Annotated in this window: 15 protein-coding genes, 1 tRNA gene and 1 pseudogene; 7 read left to right on the forward strand and 10 right to left on the reverse strand. The window is 41.2% G+C overall.

Annotated features, from left to right (window positions below; all coding sequences use genetic code 11):
* Positions 1 to 15: 15 nt before the first annotated feature.
* Both CCC17_RS05145 and CCC17_RS05150 read right to left on the reverse strand, forming a co-directional pair.
* Positions 16 to 1041 carry a DMT family transporter gene (locus CCC17_RS05145; protein WP_287082640.1) on the reverse strand — a complete coding sequence of 342 codons (1026 nt, stop codon included), beginning with the start codon at positions 1039 to 1041 and terminating at the stop codon, positions 16 to 18.
* A 166-nt stretch (positions 1042 to 1207) separates the two neighbouring features.
* Entirely contained in the window at positions 1208 to 1573 is a 366-nt protein-coding gene (locus CCC17_RS05150) for a winged helix-turn-helix transcriptional regulator (RefSeq protein ID WP_287082642.1), read from the reverse strand.
* Between the two features lie 592 nt (positions 1574 to 2165).
* Between CCC17_RS05150 and CCC17_RS05155 the strand changes: the two genes are divergently transcribed.
* The 4 genes and pseudogenes from CCC17_RS05155 to CCC17_RS05170 form a co-directional block, all read left to right on the forward strand.
* Positions 2166 to 2552, forward strand: a complete 387-nt coding sequence (locus CCC17_RS05155; protein ID WP_287082644.1) for a plasmid mobilization protein — start codon at positions 2166 to 2168, stop codon at positions 2550 to 2552.
* The gene (locus CCC17_RS05160; RefSeq protein WP_287082645.1) at positions 2530 to 4083 is read left to right on the forward strand and encodes a relaxase/mobilization nuclease domain-containing protein; all 1554 of its coding nucleotides are present in this window, start codon (positions 2530 to 2532) and stop codon (positions 4081 to 4083) included. The genes CCC17_RS05155 and CCC17_RS05160 overlap by 23 nt, the downstream gene beginning before the upstream one ends.
* A gap of 29 nt (positions 4084 to 4112) precedes the next feature.
* Positions 4113 to 4439 (forward strand): hypothetical protein, encoded by a 327-nt coding sequence (locus CCC17_RS05165; protein ID WP_287082647.1) that lies wholly within the window; start codon positions 4113 to 4115, stop codon positions 4437 to 4439.
* Positions 4426 to 5007: pseudogene (locus CCC17_RS05170) on the forward strand (FAD-dependent thymidylate synthase); the annotation flags it as partial. The gene CCC17_RS05165 and the pseudogene CCC17_RS05170, both read left to right, overlap by 14 nt.
* Positions 5008 to 5410: 403 nt before the next feature.
* Here the strand turns inward: CCC17_RS05170 and CCC17_RS05175 are convergent.
* The 7 genes from CCC17_RS05175 to CCC17_RS05205 form a co-directional block, all read right to left on the reverse strand.
* Positions 5411 to 5484, reverse strand: a tRNA-Arg gene (locus CCC17_RS05175).
* A gap of 102 nt (positions 5485 to 5586) precedes the next feature.
* Positions 5587 to 6462, reverse strand: a complete 876-nt coding sequence (locus tag CCC17_RS05180) for a DUF3881 family protein (RefSeq protein ID WP_059086529.1) — start codon at positions 6460 to 6462, stop codon at positions 5587 to 5589.
* Between the two features lie 33 nt (positions 6463 to 6495).
* A complete protein-coding gene (gene serS, locus CCC17_RS05185; RefSeq protein WP_015526534.1) occupies positions 6496 to 7791 on the reverse strand; it encodes a serine--tRNA ligase in 1296 nt (431 codons plus the stop codon).
* A gap of 44 nt (positions 7792 to 7835) precedes the next feature.
* Entirely contained in the window at positions 7836 to 8357 is a 522-nt protein-coding gene (locus CCC17_RS05190) for a DUF4446 family protein (RefSeq protein WP_015526535.1), read from the reverse strand.
* A gap of 8 nt (positions 8358 to 8365) precedes the next feature.
* The gene (locus tag CCC17_RS05195) at positions 8366 to 9298 is read right to left on the reverse strand and encodes a ParB/RepB/Spo0J family partition protein (RefSeq protein WP_022426830.1); all 933 of its coding nucleotides are present in this window, start codon (positions 9296 to 9298) and stop codon (positions 8366 to 8368) included.
* Entirely contained in the window at positions 9298 to 10065 is a 768-nt protein-coding gene (locus tag CCC17_RS05200; protein WP_092072358.1) for a ParA family protein, read from the reverse strand. Before CCC17_RS05200 ends, CCC17_RS05195 begins: the two co-directional genes overlap by 1 nt.
* 2143 nt (positions 10066 to 12208) lie before the next feature.
* Positions 12209 to 12361: a hypothetical protein gene (locus CCC17_RS05205; RefSeq protein WP_287082648.1), complete on the reverse strand. Its 153-nt coding sequence runs from the start codon at positions 12359 to 12361 to the stop codon at positions 12209 to 12211.
* A gap of 713 nt (positions 12362 to 13074) precedes the next feature.
* Here CCC17_RS05205 and CCC17_RS05210 point away from each other — a divergent pair.
* Both CCC17_RS05210 and CCC17_RS05215 read left to right on the forward strand, forming a co-directional pair.
* Positions 13075 to 13524: an SseB family protein gene (locus CCC17_RS05210; RefSeq protein WP_287082650.1), complete on the forward strand. Its 450-nt coding sequence runs from the start codon at positions 13075 to 13077 to the stop codon at positions 13522 to 13524.
* A gap of 611 nt (positions 13525 to 14135) precedes the next feature.
* Complete coding sequence (locus CCC17_RS05215; RefSeq protein ID WP_114001992.1) at positions 14136 to 15089, forward strand: alpha/beta fold hydrolase; 954 nt, start codon at positions 14136 to 14138, stop codon at positions 15087 to 15089.
* A gap of 247 nt (positions 15090 to 15336) precedes the next feature.
* On the opposite strand, the gene CCC17_RS05220 is transcribed toward CCC17_RS05215, so the two are convergent.
* A complete protein-coding gene (locus tag CCC17_RS05220) occupies positions 15337 to 15927 on the reverse strand; it encodes a TetR-like C-terminal domain-containing protein (protein WP_015526541.1) in 591 nt (196 codons plus the stop codon).
* Positions 15928 to 16509: 582 nt separating this feature from the next.
* Here CCC17_RS05220 and CCC17_RS05225 point away from each other — a divergent pair.
* Positions 16510 to 20175 (forward strand): YhgE/Pip domain-containing protein, encoded by a 3666-nt coding sequence (locus CCC17_RS05225; RefSeq protein WP_287082651.1) that lies wholly within the window; start codon positions 16510 to 16512, stop codon positions 20173 to 20175.
* The last annotated feature ends 75 nt before the right edge of the window (positions 20176 to 20250 follow it).

Raw genomic sequence — 20250 nt, forward strand, 5'->3', positions numbered from 1 at the left:
ATACCTCCTCGTTTCTTACTTCTGCTTCTTATTTGATATATTTTTCTTCCATGTTTTCGGATCAATCGCAAAAACAAACACACCTGCAACGATAACCACGCCCCATATTGCAAGCCACAATGAGATTTTACTCCCAAATAATACTGCACTGAATATAATTGTCCAAAGAGCGGCCGTGCTGTTTAATGCGGTTCCCATAGCACACCCCACTAAGTCCACTGCTTTATACCAGGATAAATATGTAATCGCTCCTAAAATTGCAATCATTGCATATCTCACTACCAGACCTGATGTCACAATTTCCTTTGCCATCGGATATCCCTGAATTGCCGGAAGAACTACCAGTGCATAAGCAATCATCGAAATAAAATATCTTAGGCAAAGACATTGCTGTGGTGTTGCTTCCACATGATCCTCTCCCTTGCTGTATTTCATAACAAATCCTATGATAACTCCCTCGGAAGCCCATCCGAATACTGCAATAACTGCAAATAGAATTCCTTTCAGAAAAGTATCTGGAATATCTCCCGTCGGACGGAAACCCAGCATAAATGAGCCTGTCAGGCTGATCGCTATTCCTGTAACTGCCCTAAGGGATAAACGTTCTTTCAGAATCAGATAAGACAATATCGCACCAACGCCCGGATAAACTACAGAAATACTGGAAGCATATGGTGCAGTTGCATACTTGATAGCCAGCAGATATGCACTCATTCCGATCGGAGAACCAACCAGCGCCGCAATTGCTGTTGCCTTCCCTTTTTTTGTTGTAAACAGCAACTGAAATACCTGTTTTAATTGTTTGTGATACAGCAGGACCACTGCAACCCATAGAAAGCAGAAGCTTTCATGAAAAAAAGCTGTCACTAACGGAGAATAAAGAAAACTTTTTTCTGAAATCCCCTTAGAAAATGCATAGGCAGAATCCGTAAAAATCGAATTCAGTCCGAGTCTCCCCATTAATACACCGTCCAGTCCCCATGCAATTCCTACCAGAATACCTAACAATAATCCTTTCCTTAATTTCTTTTCTGTGTCCATTTTACCTTCTCCTTTTTTATTTTTGCACGAAAATACACACCCTGTTTATTTGGACATAAGGTGTGTATTTCTTGGTTTGTTATTATTTTAACTTATTATTCTTATTTGTGAAGAAGGCACTTTTTAGTATGAAACGCACTTTTTGGTAGGATATGAGACAAAAAAATTATTCATCATCTTTATTTTTATGATATTCCTTCACATATTGCTTTCCCCAGTGATCCATGGCTTCCATGATGGGAATCAGTTCTTTACCTATTTCTGTCAGTGAATATTCCACCATTGGCGGTACAGTAGGATAAGTTTTTCTGGAAATAATTCCATACTTCTCCAATTCTCTTAACTGCTGTGTTAACATTTTTTGAGTGATCGAGGGAATCTGCTTTCTGAATTCATTGTACCGGATGGTCCCCTTTTGATGAAGATTCCATATAAGAAGCGCCTTCCACTTTCCGCTCAGTATTTCCACAGTCAGTTCGATCTCACACTGATAATTAGAACAGCTGATCTTGTTTCCTCTAGCATCTGGCATTTTTTTACCTCCAAAAGATTTTCTATATCCTATTATACTATCTTGTCTTTGAGATTACATCATGAAATTATTTATATCCATACTATACTCAGAAACCGCACGTTCACCTGAACCTGCAAAAATTTTATAAAGTACTCCATAGAACTCTTTCAGATTGGAAAATAACACAAAAAGGATGCACTATGGTAACTTCTCCATTACCCTGGTGCATCCTTCGTATTATTATTTTTGTTATTCTTCTTAATGACAGCTGTGGCTTCCGCATCCATGCTCGCCACGTGTATCATCATTTTTTGATATTTCTTCTTTTCCCCCACTGTAAAACAGCCTCTGAGCGTTTCGTTATATAGAGGGGTACACATACAGAGCAAGATCCACCCATGTTTAACAGTATTGCCATTTGGCATCCTGTCATCCTATGGGATTTATCTTGATGGGGATCTCCCCATACCCTCTCAATAACAGACGCTTCACTTGTCTGTTGGTTCCACCTAAAGGTGTTCACAGCACTATTTCTAATATCGGAAGGGACAGCCGATATTGAAATACGTGGACTCCCGGCGGGAGGAATAGTCTCAGCGGAAGGAGGAGTATGAGAACAAAAAACGAAGATAAAGAACTGAATCACAGACATTTTATAGGATTACGTCTTACAGATGTCGAACTGGATTTATTAGACCAAGGCGCTGCTTGTTTATCTATTAGCCGATCAGAATATCTGAGAAAACTCCTGCTTGAAAAGCAAATAAATCACCAGATTGAAGTTGTTGCAGACATGAACGATCTCAGAAAACTGGTCAGTGAATATGGAAAAATTGGATCGAATCTCAATCAGATTGCCAAGTATTTTAACAGTGGCGGCAGTCAGTCACGTGCTATAGAAAATCAAATCCATCAGTGCATCACGGACTTATTCCTATTGAGAAAAGAGGTACTGAAACTGGCAGGTGGTATGAATGGCAATCGTAAAACACATTAAAAGCAGAAATGCTAATTACTCGGCTGCTATCAATTACCTTCTGTTTGAACATGATGAAAAAACCGGGAAAAAGATTGTAGATGAATCCGGTCGAAGCATCTTGCGAAAAGAGTTTTATATGGATGGACTGAACTGTGATCCGATGTCTTTTGACAAAGAATGCGAACTGACAAATGCTCATTTTCATAAGAATAAGAAACGTGAAGACATCAAAAGTCATCACTACATTATCAGCTACGATCCAGCCGATGTTACAGAAAACGGTCTTACCGGAAAGAGAGCACAGGCAATCAGTTTGGAACTTGCAAAGCAAATGTTTCCTGGATATCAGGCACTGGTGGTTACTCATACCGATGGTCACAATGAATCCGGAAATATCCATACCCATATCGTAATAAACAGTGTGAGAAAATCTGCAGTGGAAAGGCAGCCTTATATGGATAAACCACATGAAGAAGCCGCCGGATACAAGCATCGTTCCACAGATAAATTCATGAACACTTTTAAGAAAACTGTCATGGATCGGTGCCAACAGGAAGGACTTCACCAGATAGATCTTCTTGCTCCGACTGAAAGAAAAATCACTCAGAAAGAGTATATGGCACAGAAACATGGTCAGCAAAAATTAGATGAGATCAATCAGAAAATCATCGAAGATAGTCTCAAACCAACATCCTCCGTGTTCCTTACACAGAAGGAATATTTGCGACAAGCGATTGATGAATGTGCTGTCACTTCCAGTAATTTTGATGAATTCCAATCTAAACTTCTGGAACTATTTCAGATCTCTGTGATTGAGCATCGTGGCAGATACAGCTATCTTCATCCTAATCGACAGAAGCGGATTACTGAACGTGCACTTGGAACACGATATGGAAAAGAGCACCTGGAACAGACCTTCTTACGCAAGGATCCATTGGCCATTCTCTACGTCAGATCTCACCTACGCCTGGTTGTAAATCTCCAGACAAATGTGAAAGCAATGCAGAGCCCGGCTTATGCTCATCGGGTAAAACTTTCTAACCTGCAACAAATGGCAAATACTATTATCTATGTGCAGGAACATGGATTTGATACGCAGTCAGATTTGAAAAACACACTGCTTGCATCAAAGCAGGAACTGAAAGAAATGCAGACACAGTTTGCTCAGCATCGGTCCAATCTAAGGACTCTCAACGATCAGATCCGCTACACCGGACAGTACTATGCAAACAAGGAAGTTTATTCCCAATTTTCAAATGCAAAGTACAAAGGAAAGTACCGGAAAGAACATGCGAAAGAAATTCAGAAATATGAAGAAGCCAGAGATTGGCTGAGATCCTTTTATCAGGATGGAAAGATGACAAGCCTAAAAACCCTGACTTTACAAAAAGAAAAACTGCAACAGCAGATAGCTTCCGAAGAAGAAGCAATAAGCAGCTTGAAAGAAAAATTAAAAGATCTGGACACTGCCGATCAGAATGTTGATGCCATTCTTCAGATGCAGATTCCAGAACCAGTGAAATCAAAAACCAAAGATCTCGAACGATAACTATTACAAAACAAAGGAGGAACTATCACATGACACAAGAAGAATTTAATGTTGTATTTGAACTTCAGATGAGAAAGTGTGCCGATATTCTGGCACATAAAAAGAAAGAATATACCGGTGATAATATTGACCGCCTCAGTGCATTCAAGATTGCTACCGCTTTACAGAACTGTGATCCAAAAGCAGCACTGGCCGGCATGATGTCGAAACATGTCGTATCCCTTTACGATATGTGTTATTCCACTCTGTTACATTTTGACATGGAACAGTGGGATGAAAAAATCACAGACTGCATCAATTATCTGATCCTTTTAAAAGCTCTGGTAAAGGAGGAACAGGCCTATGGATCACATTGAAACAGCTATCTTAAACTGCTATGGAATCCGGGAAGCAGAACAAAATATGGTCTTTGCTGCCAGGCTCACACAACACGGTCATACGATTCAGAGCATGGCAGATCTGATGGACCTTTACCATCAATCCTACAGTCAGAAGACCGTAGAAAACATTGCGGGGCTTCCACATCCAACCGTACAGAAATTCATGGTCATTACCGTGGCTGTTGTTGGTGCAAGCAGACGCTTCCTGGCACAGATCACAAGGCATCAGAACTAAGTAAAGTACATGAGTGCATCTCTGCAGTACAGCAATTATTCCGGTCACGCTGCATTTGCTATTCCATATGGGATCATGAAAGCAGATAAAGAAATCCAGGATATTTACAAGAAAAGCTGTCAATCAGATCTGGATCATTATGCAGAACTTTGTGCATTAGGCATTGATCATGATTCAGCCGGATATTCTACACCTCAGGGACTTCGAAACGTACTGATTATCAGTGCAACACCATACCAGTGAAAGCATATGATTGGCCAGAGAACCTGCAGAAGAAATACAGACGAAACCAGGATTGTAATGCTCCAGGATTCAGGAAATAAAAAATGCCTGCCTGGAACTTTTGTTGTAGGTAAAGTTCCAAACAGACATTGCTGTTTGACCATTAGCTGTAGCTAATAGAATTGTATACTGTTTCAGCTAATTAATGTTTGCAGGTTTCGGAGAGATTGTTTCTTTTCCCGCCTTTTCTCTGATTTACATCCCCAAATAAGGGGTGACAACAGAGTGGAACCCAAATGTTAGCTGGACTCTTGAAAAACCATGTTTGCAAACCGGTGATTTTGATTAGCTGTCAGCTAACAAAAATCGGATTGTGTTAGCTGGAAATGGATCATTTTGAATGGAATTTCATGTCACGAACGTGATTAGAAAATAAGAAAAGCGTTCGCTGTCAGCTAATCCAGCTAACATTTTCGAACGCTTTGAAGCCCGTCCATAAGAGGATTTGAACCTCCGACCCCTCGCTTAGGAGGCGAGTGCTCTATCCAGCTGAGCTATATGGACATATATGGTTGTGAAACATTTCGAACACTTCCAAAAGTTTCACAACCATTATTTTACTATATTTATTTTGAAATTACAAGAATTAATTCTAAATTTGAAAACTTAATAGTGCAGCTGACCCTGCAGCCAGATTGTTCCTTTGAAGCGGCGTCCAACTGCCGGTTCACCGAGAAGATCTTTGCTGTTGATGCAGATATCAAACTGTATATCATTGCTCTCTATAGTCATCTGGCAGATTTCTTCACCTGTCAGGATATTCTTAAATTTCATGATATCCAGAATCTCACCAAGAACATTATACTGATCACATTCAATTCCATAAGGCATGAAATAAGAGTCCACGATCGTGAGAACATCATCTGTAACAATTCTCTGGGAAATCATGGAGTAAGTATCCATATCCTCCATTGTAAGGCTCTCCATAGCTTCCTCATCACCATTACGCGCTGCTGCGATCAGATTAGTCCTGTTTTTGGAAAGCTCTCTCTCCACCTTTACCGCTTCCTTATCCTTCTGCAGCGGAAACAGGATCTTTCCCTCAGAAGCCAGACCGGAAACCGTCACCGGACGGTCCCCCGGGTCTTTCAGGCCTTTGTATTTCTCCTGCATATATTCTGCCAGATTCTGCAGATAAAAGATCATAGTCACGCCAATACGCAAATCATCACATGCTCCTGCATAAGATTCCTTATCTGTATGACGTTCAACAGTCACTTTTTCCCTGGATGTGATTCCTGTTCCCCTGAAAAATGGGAAATAATATTCCACGTGAAACTCACCGTTCTCATCGTACTGACCACAAACGCTGATTCCACAGTCACAGCCATAATTCTTGGAAAACTGTACAAATACGCCTTCCGGATGATTTTCCACGCAAACCTTTTCATCGTAGCTTGCGATCACATCACGGATGATCTCTTTTATTTCACTTCTTCTGGTAATCTGTGAAAAACCAACGGTCTTTAAATAACTGTGCACAAGAACACCTCCCTGAAAAAGCCTGCGTTTCTCTTACGCGCGTGTCTTTTTCTCAATCTTTGTCATACCGCCCATATATGGCTGCAGAGCTTTTGGAATGTTTACAGATCCATCTGCATTCAGGTTATTCTCCAGGAAAGCAATGAGCATTCTCGGAGGTGCTACTACTGTATTGTTTAATGTATGAGCAAGGTATTTCTTGCCATCTTTGCCGTTTACACGGATTTTCAGACGACGTGCCTGTGCATCTCCAAGGTTGGAGCAGCTTCCTACCTCAAAGTATTTCTTCTGACGTGGAGACCATGCCTCAACATCGAGGGATTTTACCTTAAGATCAGCAAGGTCACCGGAGCAGCACTCAAGCGTACGAACCGGAATATCAAGAGAACGGAACAGATCTACTGTATTCTGCCACAGTTTGTCGAACCACATCTTACTCTCCTCTGGCTTGCAGACAACGATCATCTCCTGTTTCTCGAACTGATGGATACGGTAAACACCTCTCTCCTCAAGTCCATGAGCACCTTTCTCTTTACGGAAGCACGGAGAATAGCTTGTAAGTGTCTTCGGAAGCTCTTCCTCCGGGATGATCTGGTCAATGAATTTACCAATCATGGAATGCTCACTTGTTCCGATCAGGTAAAGATCCTCACCTTCGATCTTGTACATCATAGCATCCATCTCCGCAAAGCTCATAACGCCTGTAACAACGTTGCTTCTGATCATGAAAGGCGGTACGCAGTAAGTAAATCCCCGGTTGATCATGAAATCTCTTGCATAGGAAATTACTGCGGAATGAAGGCGTGCGATATCACCCATCAGATAATAGAATCCGTTACCGGCAACACGTCTTGCGCTGTCAAGATCGATTCCATCAAAATTCTCCATGATATCTGTATGATACGGAACTTCAAAATCCGGAACAACCGGCTCACCAAATTTCTCAATCTCTACGTTCTGGCTGTCGTCTTTACCGATCGGTACAGAAGGATCGATGATGTTCGGGATCACCATCATATCTTTCAGAAGCTCTTCCTCAACCTCTTTCTCTCTCTGAGAAAGTTCCTCAATACGAGTTCCGGATGCAGCAACCTGTTTTTTAACCTCTTCTGCCTCTTCTCTTTTTCCCTGGCCCATAAGAGCACCGATCTGTTTGGAGATCTTGTTTCTCTCAGCACGGAGAGCCTCAACCTCCTGCTTGATCTCTCTGTTTTCTTTATCAAGTTCGAGAACCTTGTCAACCAGCTCCAGTTTGCTGTCCTGGAACTTATTGCGGATATTCTGCTTTACAACCTCCGGATTCTCTCTCACAAACTTAATGTCTAACATGATATTCCTCCTGTATTAAAAATATTCTTACTCTTTGCAGTTTTTTATTCCTTCTCAATCTCACCAAGTCCAAAGTTTACTGCTTTTCTCAAAGCTTCCACTTCTTCCTGACTAAGTACAACATAGGACTCACCTTTTACGATCTCCTTTAAATAAAGGAAACAGTTATCGCGGCTGTGAACCGCATTCAAGATCAGACCCGTATTGTTTTTATCAAGAAGCGCCAGTGCAAAGCTGAGTTTTCCACCTACATCATCAAATGCATCATACTTTTCAACACCATATTTGCTGAACATTACATTCATATTTTTTTTGATAAAGCTGATGTCATGATCATGATCTTCCTTTGCTTCATACAGCCGGTCGATCTGTGCAAATTTTCTTACAAAAACTTTTTCCAGTGACTGTGCATCTCCGCCTCTCATAAACATCTTGTACTTCCGTTCCAAACGGCTGAGACGCATATTGCTACTCACCACATTGATCAGAAGAATGATGGTAAGGATCAGCAAAACAATGATCACAATCCCGGAATCAATTCCCATGCTTTCAAAAATCCCGCTCATTCTGCCTCCTATCTGATAGATTCGAACAGATCAATGATCCTCTCCAGTTCATCTCTGGAATAATATTCAATTTCAATTTTACCTTTGTTGTTTTTCTTTCGCTGAATGGATACCTTTGTTCCCATGATACCTTTCATTTTTTCTTCCAGGCTCTCATAAATGGCATCTTCTGCTGTGTTTCTCTCTGTTTTTACTTTTTTCGCAGGAGAAACCAGATTCTTTACAAGTTTTTCCGTCTCACGAACACTGAGTTTTTCATCAAAAACCTTCATGGCTGTTGTTTCCTGAAGAGCTTCATCAGAAATTCCCAGAAGTGCTCTCGCATGACCAGCTGAGATCATATCTGCAATTACCATTTCCTGAACTTTTGAAGAAAGCTTCAGAAGACGCATGGAATTAGTTACTGCAGTTCTGCTTTTGGCAACTCTGTCTGCGATTTCATCCTGTTTCAGGTGAAACTCTTCCATCAGACGTTTGTATGCCATCGCTTCCTCTATAGGATTCAGGTCTTCCCGCTGAATGTTCTCGATCAGGGAAATTTCTACGATTTCCTGGTCTGTAAACTCTTTTACAACAACAGGAACTTCCTTGAGCCCTGCCATCTTGGCAGCTCTCCAGCGGCGTTCGCCTGCAATGATCTCAAAATAATCCTTCTTATCGGATACCAACAACGGCTGAAGAACACCGTACTGTTTAATGGATTCCGAAAGTTCCAACAGCGCATCCTCATCAAAATGTCTTCTGGGCTGATTCAGATTTGGTTCTACGCTGGAAATTTTCACAAGTCGTTCTGCGGCCGGATTATCTTTTTCAGTTGGTTTGTCTTTTTTTACAACTGCAGATCTTGTCTTTTTTGCAGGTTCCTTTGACGGACCGCCTGCTTTGTTCGGGATCAGTGCGTCAAGACCCTTTCCAAGGCCTCCTGTTCTTCTTCCAGCCATCACTCGCCCTCCCTGCCTATAACTTCTTCTGCCAGGAGGCGATAACTCTCTGCTCCTGTAGATCGTGAATCGTACAGATTGATCGGTTTTCCATAGCTTGGTGCCTCTGCAAGTCGTACATTTCTCGGTATGATCGTTTTGTATATATTCTGGTCCAGGTTTTCTTTTACATTTTCTACAACCTGAAGTGACAGATTTGTTCTGGCATCATACATAGTAAAGACCACGCCTTCGATCTTCAATCTCTTATTCAATCGGTCTCTTACCAGTTCGATGGTATGTATCAACTGTGACAAACCTTCCAATGCATAATACTCACACTGAATCGGCACCAGAACGGAGGTTGCGGCTGTCAAAGCATTAATTGTAAGCATACTCAGTGACGGCGGACAATCCATGATTATGTAATCATATTTCCGACGAAGTTTATCCGTGATCTTTTTCAGAATAAATTCTTTATCCTCAAGATCAACCAGTTCAATTTCTGCACCGGAAAGATTCATATTCGATGGTATCAGGTCAACATTATCTACAACGTTCTTTATAATGGTATCCTTGGTCTCTGCTTCTCCAAGCAGCAGCTCATAAAGGGTGTTTTCTACTGCATTCTTGTCTGCGCCAAGTCCACTGGTCGTATTTCCCTGCGGATCAATGTCGATGGCAAGAACCTTTTTCCCTTTTTCAGCAAGGCAGGCCGATAGATTGATGGCTGTCGTTGATTTTCCAACCCCGCCTTTCTGATTGGCAACTGCAATGATTCGTCCCATTGTACCCCTCCTTTTTATTTTTTTAAGGGATTTTTACTCATTGGATATCATTATAACACTTTTATTTTTAAACTGCCACATAATGTTTCACGTGAAACAATAGAAAATAGGTTTTGAATTATTTTATTTATTGTGTAGTATACCCAAACTCATTCCGGACTAAACAGAAGTTTGACAGTAACAGTACATCGATTATAAAGTCCATCAACTCCGCATAAACTTCCAGTTTTATTTGTTACCAATCAGACTATATATTTTACGCCATAAAAACGTACCAGAAATGAAGTTCCCATTTATAGATATTTTGCTGAAATTGTTCTGATTTATCGTAATCTCGAAAATAATTCGATTTTCTCGGTATAGATATATTATCTTTTATGGAACCTTGCACACTGCTACATAGGCATCGAAATCCCTTTCTTTTACAGCATTTATAGCATTTTCAAATTTTATCTGAACACTAAAAACATTACTATTATTATCAAGCGAATAAAAGCATCTGTAAACACATTCGCAGTTCTACACTGAATAACTGCTTCGCGATTTACCAAAAGGACTACAAGCTACTCTTCCCTGATAAGAAGCAGTTCTTCAACCACTGCTTATCGTTTCTTGCAATTGAAGCCAAAAACAGTGGGACCTCCTGATTCGAGTCATACAAACAAAAGCATCCGCAGTTGCTACGCAGCTTTACACCGAATAACTGCTCCGCAGTTTATTAAAACTTGCTTGTACTCTTCCTGATACAAGCAAGTCACCAACCGCTGCTTATTGCTTCTTACACTTGAAGCAGGGGACCTCCTGACTCGATTAAAAACTATATCACGCTACCGTAAAGCGCATATGAGTTGTCGTTGTTGCGAAACATTTTTTAAGTCAAGCGGATAAAAACATTCTCTTCACTACTGCTCATAGCTTAATAAATGCTTCGCAGTTTATCAGAAGGAGACTGTACTTCTCCTGATACAAGCAAGTCCCCAACCACTGCTTATTGTAGTTCACAATTGAAGCAGGTGAATTACTTGATTCGATTAAACTCTATATTAAACCTACCATAAAACACATAAGCACGAACTACAGCTGTTTTTTATTTCTGCAATTGTCAAAGATGGGGTTATGACTCTTTATTCTTAATCTGTCTTAGGATGTTTCACGTGAAACATCCTAAGACAGATTATCAAACCAATATTTATAATTGAAGCAAGTGACTTCCTCGATCCGGTTAAAAATGCCATCAACGAAATCGATCAAGGACACGGTTTGACTTGTAACTGCAAAGGTACTGAACAGTTACGAACACATTATAAAATCAATGAGAAATGTCAAAAAAATACTCCGATATATTCTCTCTGGCATTATCTGTATCACGAAAGCATGTAAAAAGTACAAGAAACTCCATCCACAAAATAATGTGGCTGTTATCTTTATATTCCCCTAAAGCATCTATATATAGTAAATGGAAACTTCTTTTCCCGGAGTGTTTTTATAGTGTGAAATACATGTATCTTTCGTGAAAAAATATAATATTATGAAACTGGAAATTTTGATTTTTGTTTGTTTTATTATGTTTACGAAAGATTTGCGTATTTATTTCATTTTTCTTCCAATCCTGTTATATATTCGTTATGTACCTGTTAACTAAAGACTTTTTCAAGCATAGTTTCATTTTGTAATATCCAATATAAAATGTATCTGAATAAGGTTCCGGCATAGAACTGGCATAAAATAAATTTCACTTAATAGGCTTTTTTCTTCTAAATCAAGCCGTAAAAGACTTCCCTGTCTTCCCTTTATCCCAGTCATGCGGACAAAAATTTTTGCATTCGATCATAGTTTTACACAAAATAGCTGTTTTACAGTTTATCAGGAAGAGTACAAGTATTTTCCCACCCACAGCTTATTGTTTTTTTATAATCGAAGCAGCTGCTTTCTTTTATTCGATCAATCAAAATTTTACATGTTTAAAGTATGAACGGCTCTATATTTTATCTTTTTGTCGCATGTGTGCAGGTGCACATTTTATATTTTAAGGCTTTTTTATATGTGCTCGCGTGTAAAGTACGTTTTATCGTACTTTTTTATTTAAAGTACTATAATTTGTACTTTAATACTTTTTTATTCGTAAATATCCTATTATTTCTCTTTATTTGCCAGCATTTTCTTTTATAAAGTCCTTTTTATCGTACTCAACGTTTGTGTTATTATCATTATCATAGTGCTCTCTTCGCAGAAATAATCTCTTATTTCTCTTTATTTCATCCTTACTCTTATATCGTTTTTCTATAAAATCCCCCATATTTTCCGCCTTACCCTCTATTTTTTCATATAACTACACATTTTTACTACATTCACTTAACTTGTTAATTCCCCATCCAGTTCACAAAAGCATCTGACCGAAATCCTGGAGAATACTGATGACAGTATCTGGCAACTCACCTTCAAGTGTGCAAACATATCTATCCAATTTGGGTTCAAACGAATAAAAATACCCGTATTCGCTACGCAGTTCTACACCCAATAGCTACTTTGCAATTTATCAGGACCGGCTTACAATGTATCCATAACAGTGGCCACATGAATTAGTGCAGTACCTTGTTTTTAGACATGCCCACTATTCCTTTCCCTGCTTCTAAACGCCGTTGCATTCTTCCTAATACACGCCGCCCACTGCTTATTACTTATTACTTTTTCGTAATTGAAGCAGGGGACTTATTTGATTCAGTAAAAAACACTTCTTCTCTTGCCTCATTTTCCCCTGAAATGCTATAATCCATAAAGAAAGCATTCGCAAACTCCTTGCAGTTTGCGGCTAATACATTGTTTCGTAAATAACTATACCAATCGCGTGGGATGTGGATTCGAGTGTGCAGGTATAAAACTGCAAGCATAGCTGGCTATGCTGAGGCTTTTAGATCTGTGCAGTCGGATTCACCAACAAGTAATTGGTATAGTTATTTCGAAAACAATGTACTAGTCATTTATCATCTGATCGAAAGGAATATTTTATACATGAACACCACAAATAATCGCAACGATTTCTATAAAGAACAATTAGACAAGACTTTAAATGGCAATAAAAAGATCGAAACTGCCATTGCAGCACTCCAAAAAGAAGCAACCGAAGAAATGCTTGCTCATACTCTCACCGTGATCCGTCACAGAATGCAGGAGCAGGCACAGCTAATCATTGCTGTAGAACCTCCAAAAGGTGATGGAAAAATTTCTCTTCATGCGATCAAAACCAACGATGGAAAGCAATGGTGGGCTGCATTTACCAGCTTTGACGAAGAGTTAAAAGGCAGTGATAAGATCATGTCCACATTTACCGCAGATATTGATAAGATTTTTTCTTCTGCATTGCAAGAGCCGTCTGTTGAGGGAGTAATTCTCAATCCATGGAACCGCACACTGATGCTGAACAAAACCCTTATCAACATCATCCTCGGCAATCCTGTATAGCATCAGCTCTGTCGGATAACAAGTCCAATGTTTCACGTGAAACACTTGGTATTTTACTGAAGTATAAAAGCATTCCAGCGGATAAAAGCATCCTCTTCGCTACTTGCTCATAACAAAATAACTGCTTCGCAGTTTATCAGAAGGTGCTTTTCCTCCTCCTGATACAATCAAGTAAATCCTCTGCTTATTGCTCTTCGCAATTAAAGCAGGGGATTTACTTGATTCGGTTCGAAATCTGATTTCTATGTATCATGAAGCATATTGGCGATGCTACTGTTCACTGATAATATTCCGTAAGTTTTTTTATAAACGAAGGTCGCAGAAAGCCCGAGACCATACTGCACCAATTTATGCGATCAACATAAATTCTTTGCATTGCGAAGCGCGTTACTGAAAGCAGAACAAACAGCGACTTAGCGATCATCACCAAGAACAGAATGGACAGTATCGTCAACATACAATAACAAGGTTAGGGTTCCCACAAAAGCATTGTAAATTTTTCGTTCCTGTCGTATAATAAAGCAAAGAAATATTCAGAAAAAATCAGATCAGATACCTGAATTACGTTACATCTGTCCTGATTATTTTTACGAATTCCAGGAGGCTTTTTAATGAAGAAAAATGGACACAGACTACTTACTCTTGCAGCTTTAGTCGGAACTGCCGCAGGTGTTATTCATATTGCTAACCGTTTCATAGATGCCACATCTCAGCTTAAAGATATGCTGGAACAGCCACACAGTAAAACCTATGACTGGCGTTTTGGAAAGATTTTTTATACAAAACAGGGACATGGCACCCCTATTCTTCTTATTCATGATATCATGCCAGGCGCTTCCGGTTATGAATGGAATGCCATAGAGAAGCAGCTCGCAACCGAACATACAGTTTACACCATTGATCTTCTTGGATGTGGACGTTCCGAAAAACCGGATATTACTTATACCAATTTTGTATTTGCTCAGTTACTTTGTGATTTTGCCAAGAATGTGATTCGTGAGGAAACCGATGTTATTGCCAGTGGTTTCTCAGGTTCTTTTGCGATCATGGCTTACCGTAACAATTCCGACCATTTCCGCAAGATCATGCTGGTCAATCCACCAAGCTTCAGTTCCCTGAAGCAGGCACCTTGTAAAGACAACAAGCTCTTTAAGTATTTTATCGAGCTTCCGATTTTCGGAACTCTGATCTATCATATGGTAGCTTCCCGCGAATCCATCAGCAGTCTGTTTATGGAAAAGCTGTTCTACAATCCCTTCCATGTAACAGATACGCTGGTAGACACCTATTATGAATCCGCTCACAAGGGCGGTTCCAACGCTAAATATCTGTATTCCAGCTACATTGGCAAATACCTGAATATCAGCATTAATAATGCCGTAGAATCTTCCGATGCATGCATCTATATTATTTCCGGAGAAAAAGAAGCTTCCGCTTCTCTTATCGCAGAGGAATATCAGAAGCTGAATTCTTCCATTGAAACCGCTGTGATCCCGGAAACCAGACATCTTCCTCATCTGGAAGATCCGGAACATTTCCTGGAACAGGTAGCTATTTTCCTGTAAAAACAACTTATGATCCGGCATCAAAATTTATCTATAGTAATTTTGGAAATCAACGCATCAAAAGTACATTGTTCATATTCGGAGCCGTTGAGCTCCATACAGTAATTTGTGGAAATGCTATAAACCAACAAAAAGCCAATAAAAAAAGAGTACTGTTTCACGTGAAACATGAGTTTTCCCTCAAACAAACGTGAAACAATACTCTTTATTTTTTACCAGACTCACAGCATGCATCCGGACATTTCTCTTATCTAAGTGCCTGCTCCAGATACATGTGTGTTGTATTATCGATCAACTTATGTGTCAGCTCTGCCATATGCTGTGTACTCTCCTGATTCTCAGAAGACAGCCATGTCTTGATCATTCCCACGCATCCATTCAGACAAAACGCATACGCATACTCAATATCACGGTTGTCTTTCGGCAGACGAATTGACAAGCGATGCAGTACTGTATCTGCGATCAGTTTTTCTATACGATTCACAAAAGCCATATCTCCATTCTTTCCAAGAAGTGCGATACAAATATCCTTATTATGATCCAGGATCGTAAATATCTGCTCAATAAAAGGATACGAGCTCTCCTTATTATTAAGAGGATCCAGAGGATAGTCTGCCACCAGATGCGTGATTTCCTCCATCAATTCAGCCTCTATGGATTCCAGCATCTGATAGATATCTGTATAGTGAAGATAAAATGTGGAGCGGTTGATATCAACTTCTTCCACCAGTTCCTTTACCGTAATTTCCTTAATACTCTTCTTCTGCATAAGACGGGCAAGCCCCGCTCGCAACTGTGCCTTGGTCTTACGTACTCTTCTGTCAACTTTTTCCGCCATCTTAATTCCCCCTGCAATTCAAAAAAGCAAGCACGTTTCCTCCGCCTCAATCACCTATTACTTACGATACTCTGCAACTGTCATACAATGCATAATGCATCCTTCAAACGAATAAAAGCCTTCGCTTTCTCTACGCCGATCTGCATGATGCCAGATATCTGCTGTTGTTAAGAATTGACAAGATCAAAATTGTTAACGACGCCGACCTACACGATACCAGATATCTGTTGCATATTTGTGTTGAAACAGAGGAATCCTGTCTGCATTTAATATTACCAACTGCACATAAATTCAAAGTAAATAACGTACTTTTTGTCTATTATGTAGTTTTTTATTTGTAATAGACACTTCCATTATTTCCGTCTATTAATATACATTCAGTAAATATTTAATGGTTGTATCTGTGGTATGTGTTTAGTATAATACATCACGTAAAGAAAATCAACACTTTGTTTGATAATGGAGTATTAAGCTATTAATAGATTTTAATATGATTAATAGATCTCGTCACCATTACTGGAATAAAGTTTGATTAATCAACTATGTTTGATAATACAATTTAATAAGAAAGGGATAGGTAATATGATCAAAAACGAATGGAAAAGCTTACTTCGTAACAAGCTCATGCTTATCGTCGTAATCGCCATTATCGTAATCCCGATCATCTATGCAGGTCTGTTTCTGAAATCCATGTGGGATCCTTACGGAAACGTAGACAGCCTGCCAGTGGCCGTGGTAAACGAAGACAAACCTGTCGAGTATAATGGCAAGACCTTAAGCATAGGTAAGGACATGACGGATGAGCTGAAAGACAACGACTCAATGGCATTTAACATTGTAGACAGCAAGACAGCAGAGGACGGTCTGGCCAATGGAACCTATTACATGGTTATCAAAATTCCGGAAAATTTCTCCGCAAACGCAGCCACTGTAATGGACAACGATCCAAAGCAAATGGAGCTATCCTATGAGACAAACCCTGGAACCAACTATATCGCCTCCAAGCTCAGTGAAACAGCAATGCTGAAGCTTCGTGATAACATTGCTTCCAAGGTTACGGAAACCTATACAGAAACCGTTTTTGATTCTATCTCAGAAGCAGGTGACGGAATGCAGGAAGCTGCAGACGGATCCGGAAAGATCGAAGACGGACTGAATACAGCAGCTGATGGTAACAAAACAATTACTAAAAACCTTAAGAAGCTTTCCACCAGTACTCTTACTTTCGTAAGCGGTGCTGACAGTCTCACCGAAGGTCTTAAAACCTACACCGATGGTGTTGCAAAGGTTAACGATGGTGCAAAGAGCCTGGACGATGGTGCAGATCAGCTGAACAGCGGCGTTGCAACCCTCACAGAAAAGGTTCCTGAGCTGACAACCGGTGTGGATACTCTGGATAAAGGTGTTCAGCAGTACACCGCTGGTGTGGATGAGCTTAATAAAAATTCTGATGCACTGAAATCCGGCGCAAGCAGCCTGGAATCCGGTGCAAACCAGCTGAACAGCGGCGTTGCAGCTCTGACAGAAAAGGTTCCTGAGCTGACAACCGGCGTGGATACTCTGGATAAAGGTGTTCAGCAGTACACCGCTGGTGTGGATGAACTTAATAAAAATTCTGATACACTGAAATCCGGCGCAAGCAGCCTGGAATCCGGTGCAAATGCATTAAGTGCAGGTATTGATACTCTTTCCGACGGAGCAACACAGTATGTAGCTGGTGCTGACACTCTTGCAGATGGAACTACCACCTATGTGGCTGGTGCTGGCAAACTCGCAGCCGGTGCCAAAGAGCTTGCAAAACTTGAAGACGGACTCACAACAGTTTCCAATGGTATCTCTCAGCTGAATACCGGTGTTACCAAAGGAACCGATGACTCACAGTCACTGATATCCGGAACACAGCAGCTGGAAAACGGACTGAAAGCCCTGAACGATAAGGTTTCTGCTCTGAAAGAGGGAACAACACAGGAATCCATCAACAAGCTTGCAGACGGCCTTACGTCCGCAAAGAATGGTATGGACACAGCCGCAGCTGGTATGAACAGTGCTGCAGCTGGTATGAACAATGCCGCAGACGGAATCAACAACGCAGCCGGATATATCACTCAGGCCGCAGGCATCACAAGTCAGACCAGCAGCAGTATCACAGACAGTCTGATCCCTGCTCTCCAGAATGCAGGCACACAGTTCTCACAGGTAGGTGATCAGGTCAGCAGCATCCTTACAGGATACGGACAGCAGACAACGGAAGCACTTACTGATGCAAATACCAAGATCGGTACTGCCGGACAGACAATGACCGATTTAGCAGCACAGCTTCAGGCGATTCAGGCAACCGCTTCTGAGGACGGAACCATTTCCGCAGCAGCTCTGAATGATGTGATCAACGCTTTAAACAGCGTAGCCGGTGGAATGACTGGCGTGGACGGTTCTTACATGAGCAGCTATTCTGATCAGGTTTCACAGCTTGCAGCTGGTGTATCCGGTCAGCTCTCTTCTACTCAGGAAAACCTGAATACTGTTGCTTCCAAGCTTAACGAAGCAGCTTCCGGACTGACTCAGATCTCCGGAGGACTGACTCAGGGTGCCGGCACACTTTCTGAGGGTGCAACAACCATGACAGATGGTGCAAACCAGATGAGTGCAGGTGCAACAACCATGAGCGCAGGTGCAGAGCAGTTATCTGCAGCTACAAGTCAGCTTCCTACAAATCTGATCGCTCAGCTTTCTGCAGGTGTTACCCAGCTGTATCAGGGTGCACAGGCTGTAAACACAGGAACCAAGAACGTTTCCGCAGGACTTCAGTCTCTGGAAGACGGCACAGTCGAAGCCTTCCCGGCTGCAGCAGCAGGAATCAAAGCTCTGAACGATGGATTTGACCAACTGACATCTTATGATAAGCAGCTCAACGACGGTGCAAAGAATCTGAAAACAGCCGGCAAACAGATCACTGACGCACTTCCGGATATCAAATCCGGTGCAGGTCAGCTGGCAGATGGTTCTAAGGCACTGACAGATGGAATCACAACTTACACCGATGGTATTGCAAAGCTTTCCGAAAACAGTGCTGCTCTTACAGACGGCACCAAGAAACTGGCAACAGGAGCCAATGCTCTTTCCAGCGGTGCTGCTACTCTTGCAGATGGAACAAAAGCATTAGCCGATGGTTCCGGAACACTGACAGATGGAATCACAACCTACACCGATGGTGTTGCTAAGCTTTCCGAAAACAGCTCCGCTCTTACAGACGGTACCAAAAAGCTCTCAACAGGAGCCAAGACCCTTTCCAGCGGTGCTACTACTCTTGCAAACGGAACTAAAACATTAGCAAACGGTACCTCAACACTTCTCAGCGGTACCGAGAAACTTGTAAGCAACAACAGCACACTTAACAATGGTGCAAAACAGCTTGCAGATGGCGCTGCCCAGATCCAGAGCGGTTCCTCTCAGCTGTATGATGGCTCCAAGAAGCTTGGAAGCGGTATGAAAGAACTGAAAGACGGTTCCAAGACACTGACCACAAGCCTCAGCGATGGAGCTACCACTGTAAAAGACAATTCAGCAAGTGATGAAACGATCAAAATGTTCGCAACTCCTGTTGTAAACGATGAAACAAAACTTACCGATGTCCCGAATAACGGACACGCAATGGCACCTTACATGATGTCTGTAGGCCTCTGGGTCGGCGCACTGGCATTCTGCCTGATGTATCCTCTGGCTCAGTATAAGGGCAAACTGAAATCCGGTTTCGCATGGTGGGCAAGCAAGGCTTCCGTCCTTTATCCGGTAGCGATCCTTCAGGGAATCTGCCTGATCCTGCTGTTACGTGCATTTAACGGATTCACACCTGCAGAGATGGGCAAAACCGTACTCTTCGCCTGCCTGACATCAATGACCTTTACCTCTATCATGTACTTCTTCAACATTACTCTTGGTAAAGTAGGAAGCTTCCTGATGCTGGTATTCATGGTCGTTCAGCTTGCAGGATCTGCCGGAACTTATCCGGTTGAGGTTTCACCTTCATTCGTTGCAAAGATCCATGCATACGTTCCGTTTACTTATACGGTCAACGCATTCCGTGCAACGATCAGCGGTGGCCGGAGCATTACCACTTCCATTATTGTAATGGTTGCACTGTTAGTGATCTTCACGATCCTGACGATCCTTCAGTTCAATCACATGACCAAGAGAAAGAAAGCAGAAAAAGTTGTTCTCTTCGACTGGCTGGAAGAAAGAGGTCTTGCATAATACTTAGTTACTGACAGAAGCTCCCCCGAACCTTCTGTTAGATATAGAAAAATTAAAACTGTACAGTTGCTCAGA

Source organism: Blautia sp. LMAG:36, from assembly GCF_008680535.1.
Taxonomy (GTDB): domain Bacteria; phylum Bacillota; class Clostridia; order Lachnospirales; family Lachnospiraceae; genus Blautia_A; species Blautia_A fusiformis.

Excerpts from the sequence above, each read along its gene's own strand:
- CCC17_RS05145 (WP_287082640.1), bottom strand. The coding sequence starts at position 1,041 with ATGGACACAGAAAAGAAATTAAGGAAAGGATTATTGTTAGGTATTCTG.
- CCC17_RS05150 (WP_287082642.1), bottom strand. The coding sequence starts at position 1,573 with ATGCCAGATGCTAGAGGAAACAAGATCAGCTGTTCTAATTATCAGTGT.
- CCC17_RS05155 (WP_287082644.1), top strand. The coding sequence starts at position 2,166 with ATGAGAACAAAAAACGAAGATAAAGAACTGAATCACAGACATTTTATA.
- CCC17_RS05160 (WP_287082645.1), top strand. The coding sequence starts at position 2,530 with ATGGCAATCGTAAAACACATTAAAAGCAGAAATGCTAATTACTCGGCT.
- CCC17_RS05165 (WP_287082647.1), top strand. The coding sequence starts at position 4,113 with ATGACACAAGAAGAATTTAATGTTGTATTTGAACTTCAGATGAGAAAG.
- serS (WP_015526534.1), bottom strand. The coding sequence starts at position 7,791 with ATGTTAGACATTAAGTTTGTGAGAGAGAATCCGGAGGTTGTAAAGCAG.
- CCC17_RS05190 (WP_015526535.1), bottom strand. The coding sequence starts at position 8,357 with ATGAGCGGGATTTTTGAAAGCATGGGAATTGATTCCGGGATTGTGATC.
- CCC17_RS05195 (WP_022426830.1), bottom strand. The coding sequence starts at position 9,298 with ATGGCTGGAAGAAGAACAGGAGGCCTTGGAAAGGGTCTTGACGCACTG.
- CCC17_RS05200 (WP_092072358.1), bottom strand. The coding sequence starts at position 10,065 with ATGGGACGAATCATTGCAGTTGCCAATCAGAAAGGCGGGGTTGGAAAA.
- CCC17_RS05205 (WP_287082648.1), bottom strand. The coding sequence starts at position 12,361 with ATGGGGGATTTTATAGAAAAACGATATAAGAGTAAGGATGAAATAAAG.
- CCC17_RS05210 (WP_287082650.1), top strand. The coding sequence starts at position 13,075 with ATGAACACCACAAATAATCGCAACGATTTCTATAAAGAACAATTAGAC.
- CCC17_RS05215 (WP_114001992.1), top strand. The coding sequence starts at position 14,136 with ATGAAGAAAAATGGACACAGACTACTTACTCTTGCAGCTTTAGTCGGA.
- CCC17_RS05220 (WP_015526541.1), bottom strand. The coding sequence starts at position 15,927 with ATGGCGGAAAAAGTTGACAGAAGAGTACGTAAGACCAAGGCACAGTTG.
- CCC17_RS05225 (WP_287082651.1), top strand. The coding sequence starts at position 16,510 with ATGATCAAAAACGAATGGAAAAGCTTACTTCGTAACAAGCTCATGCTT.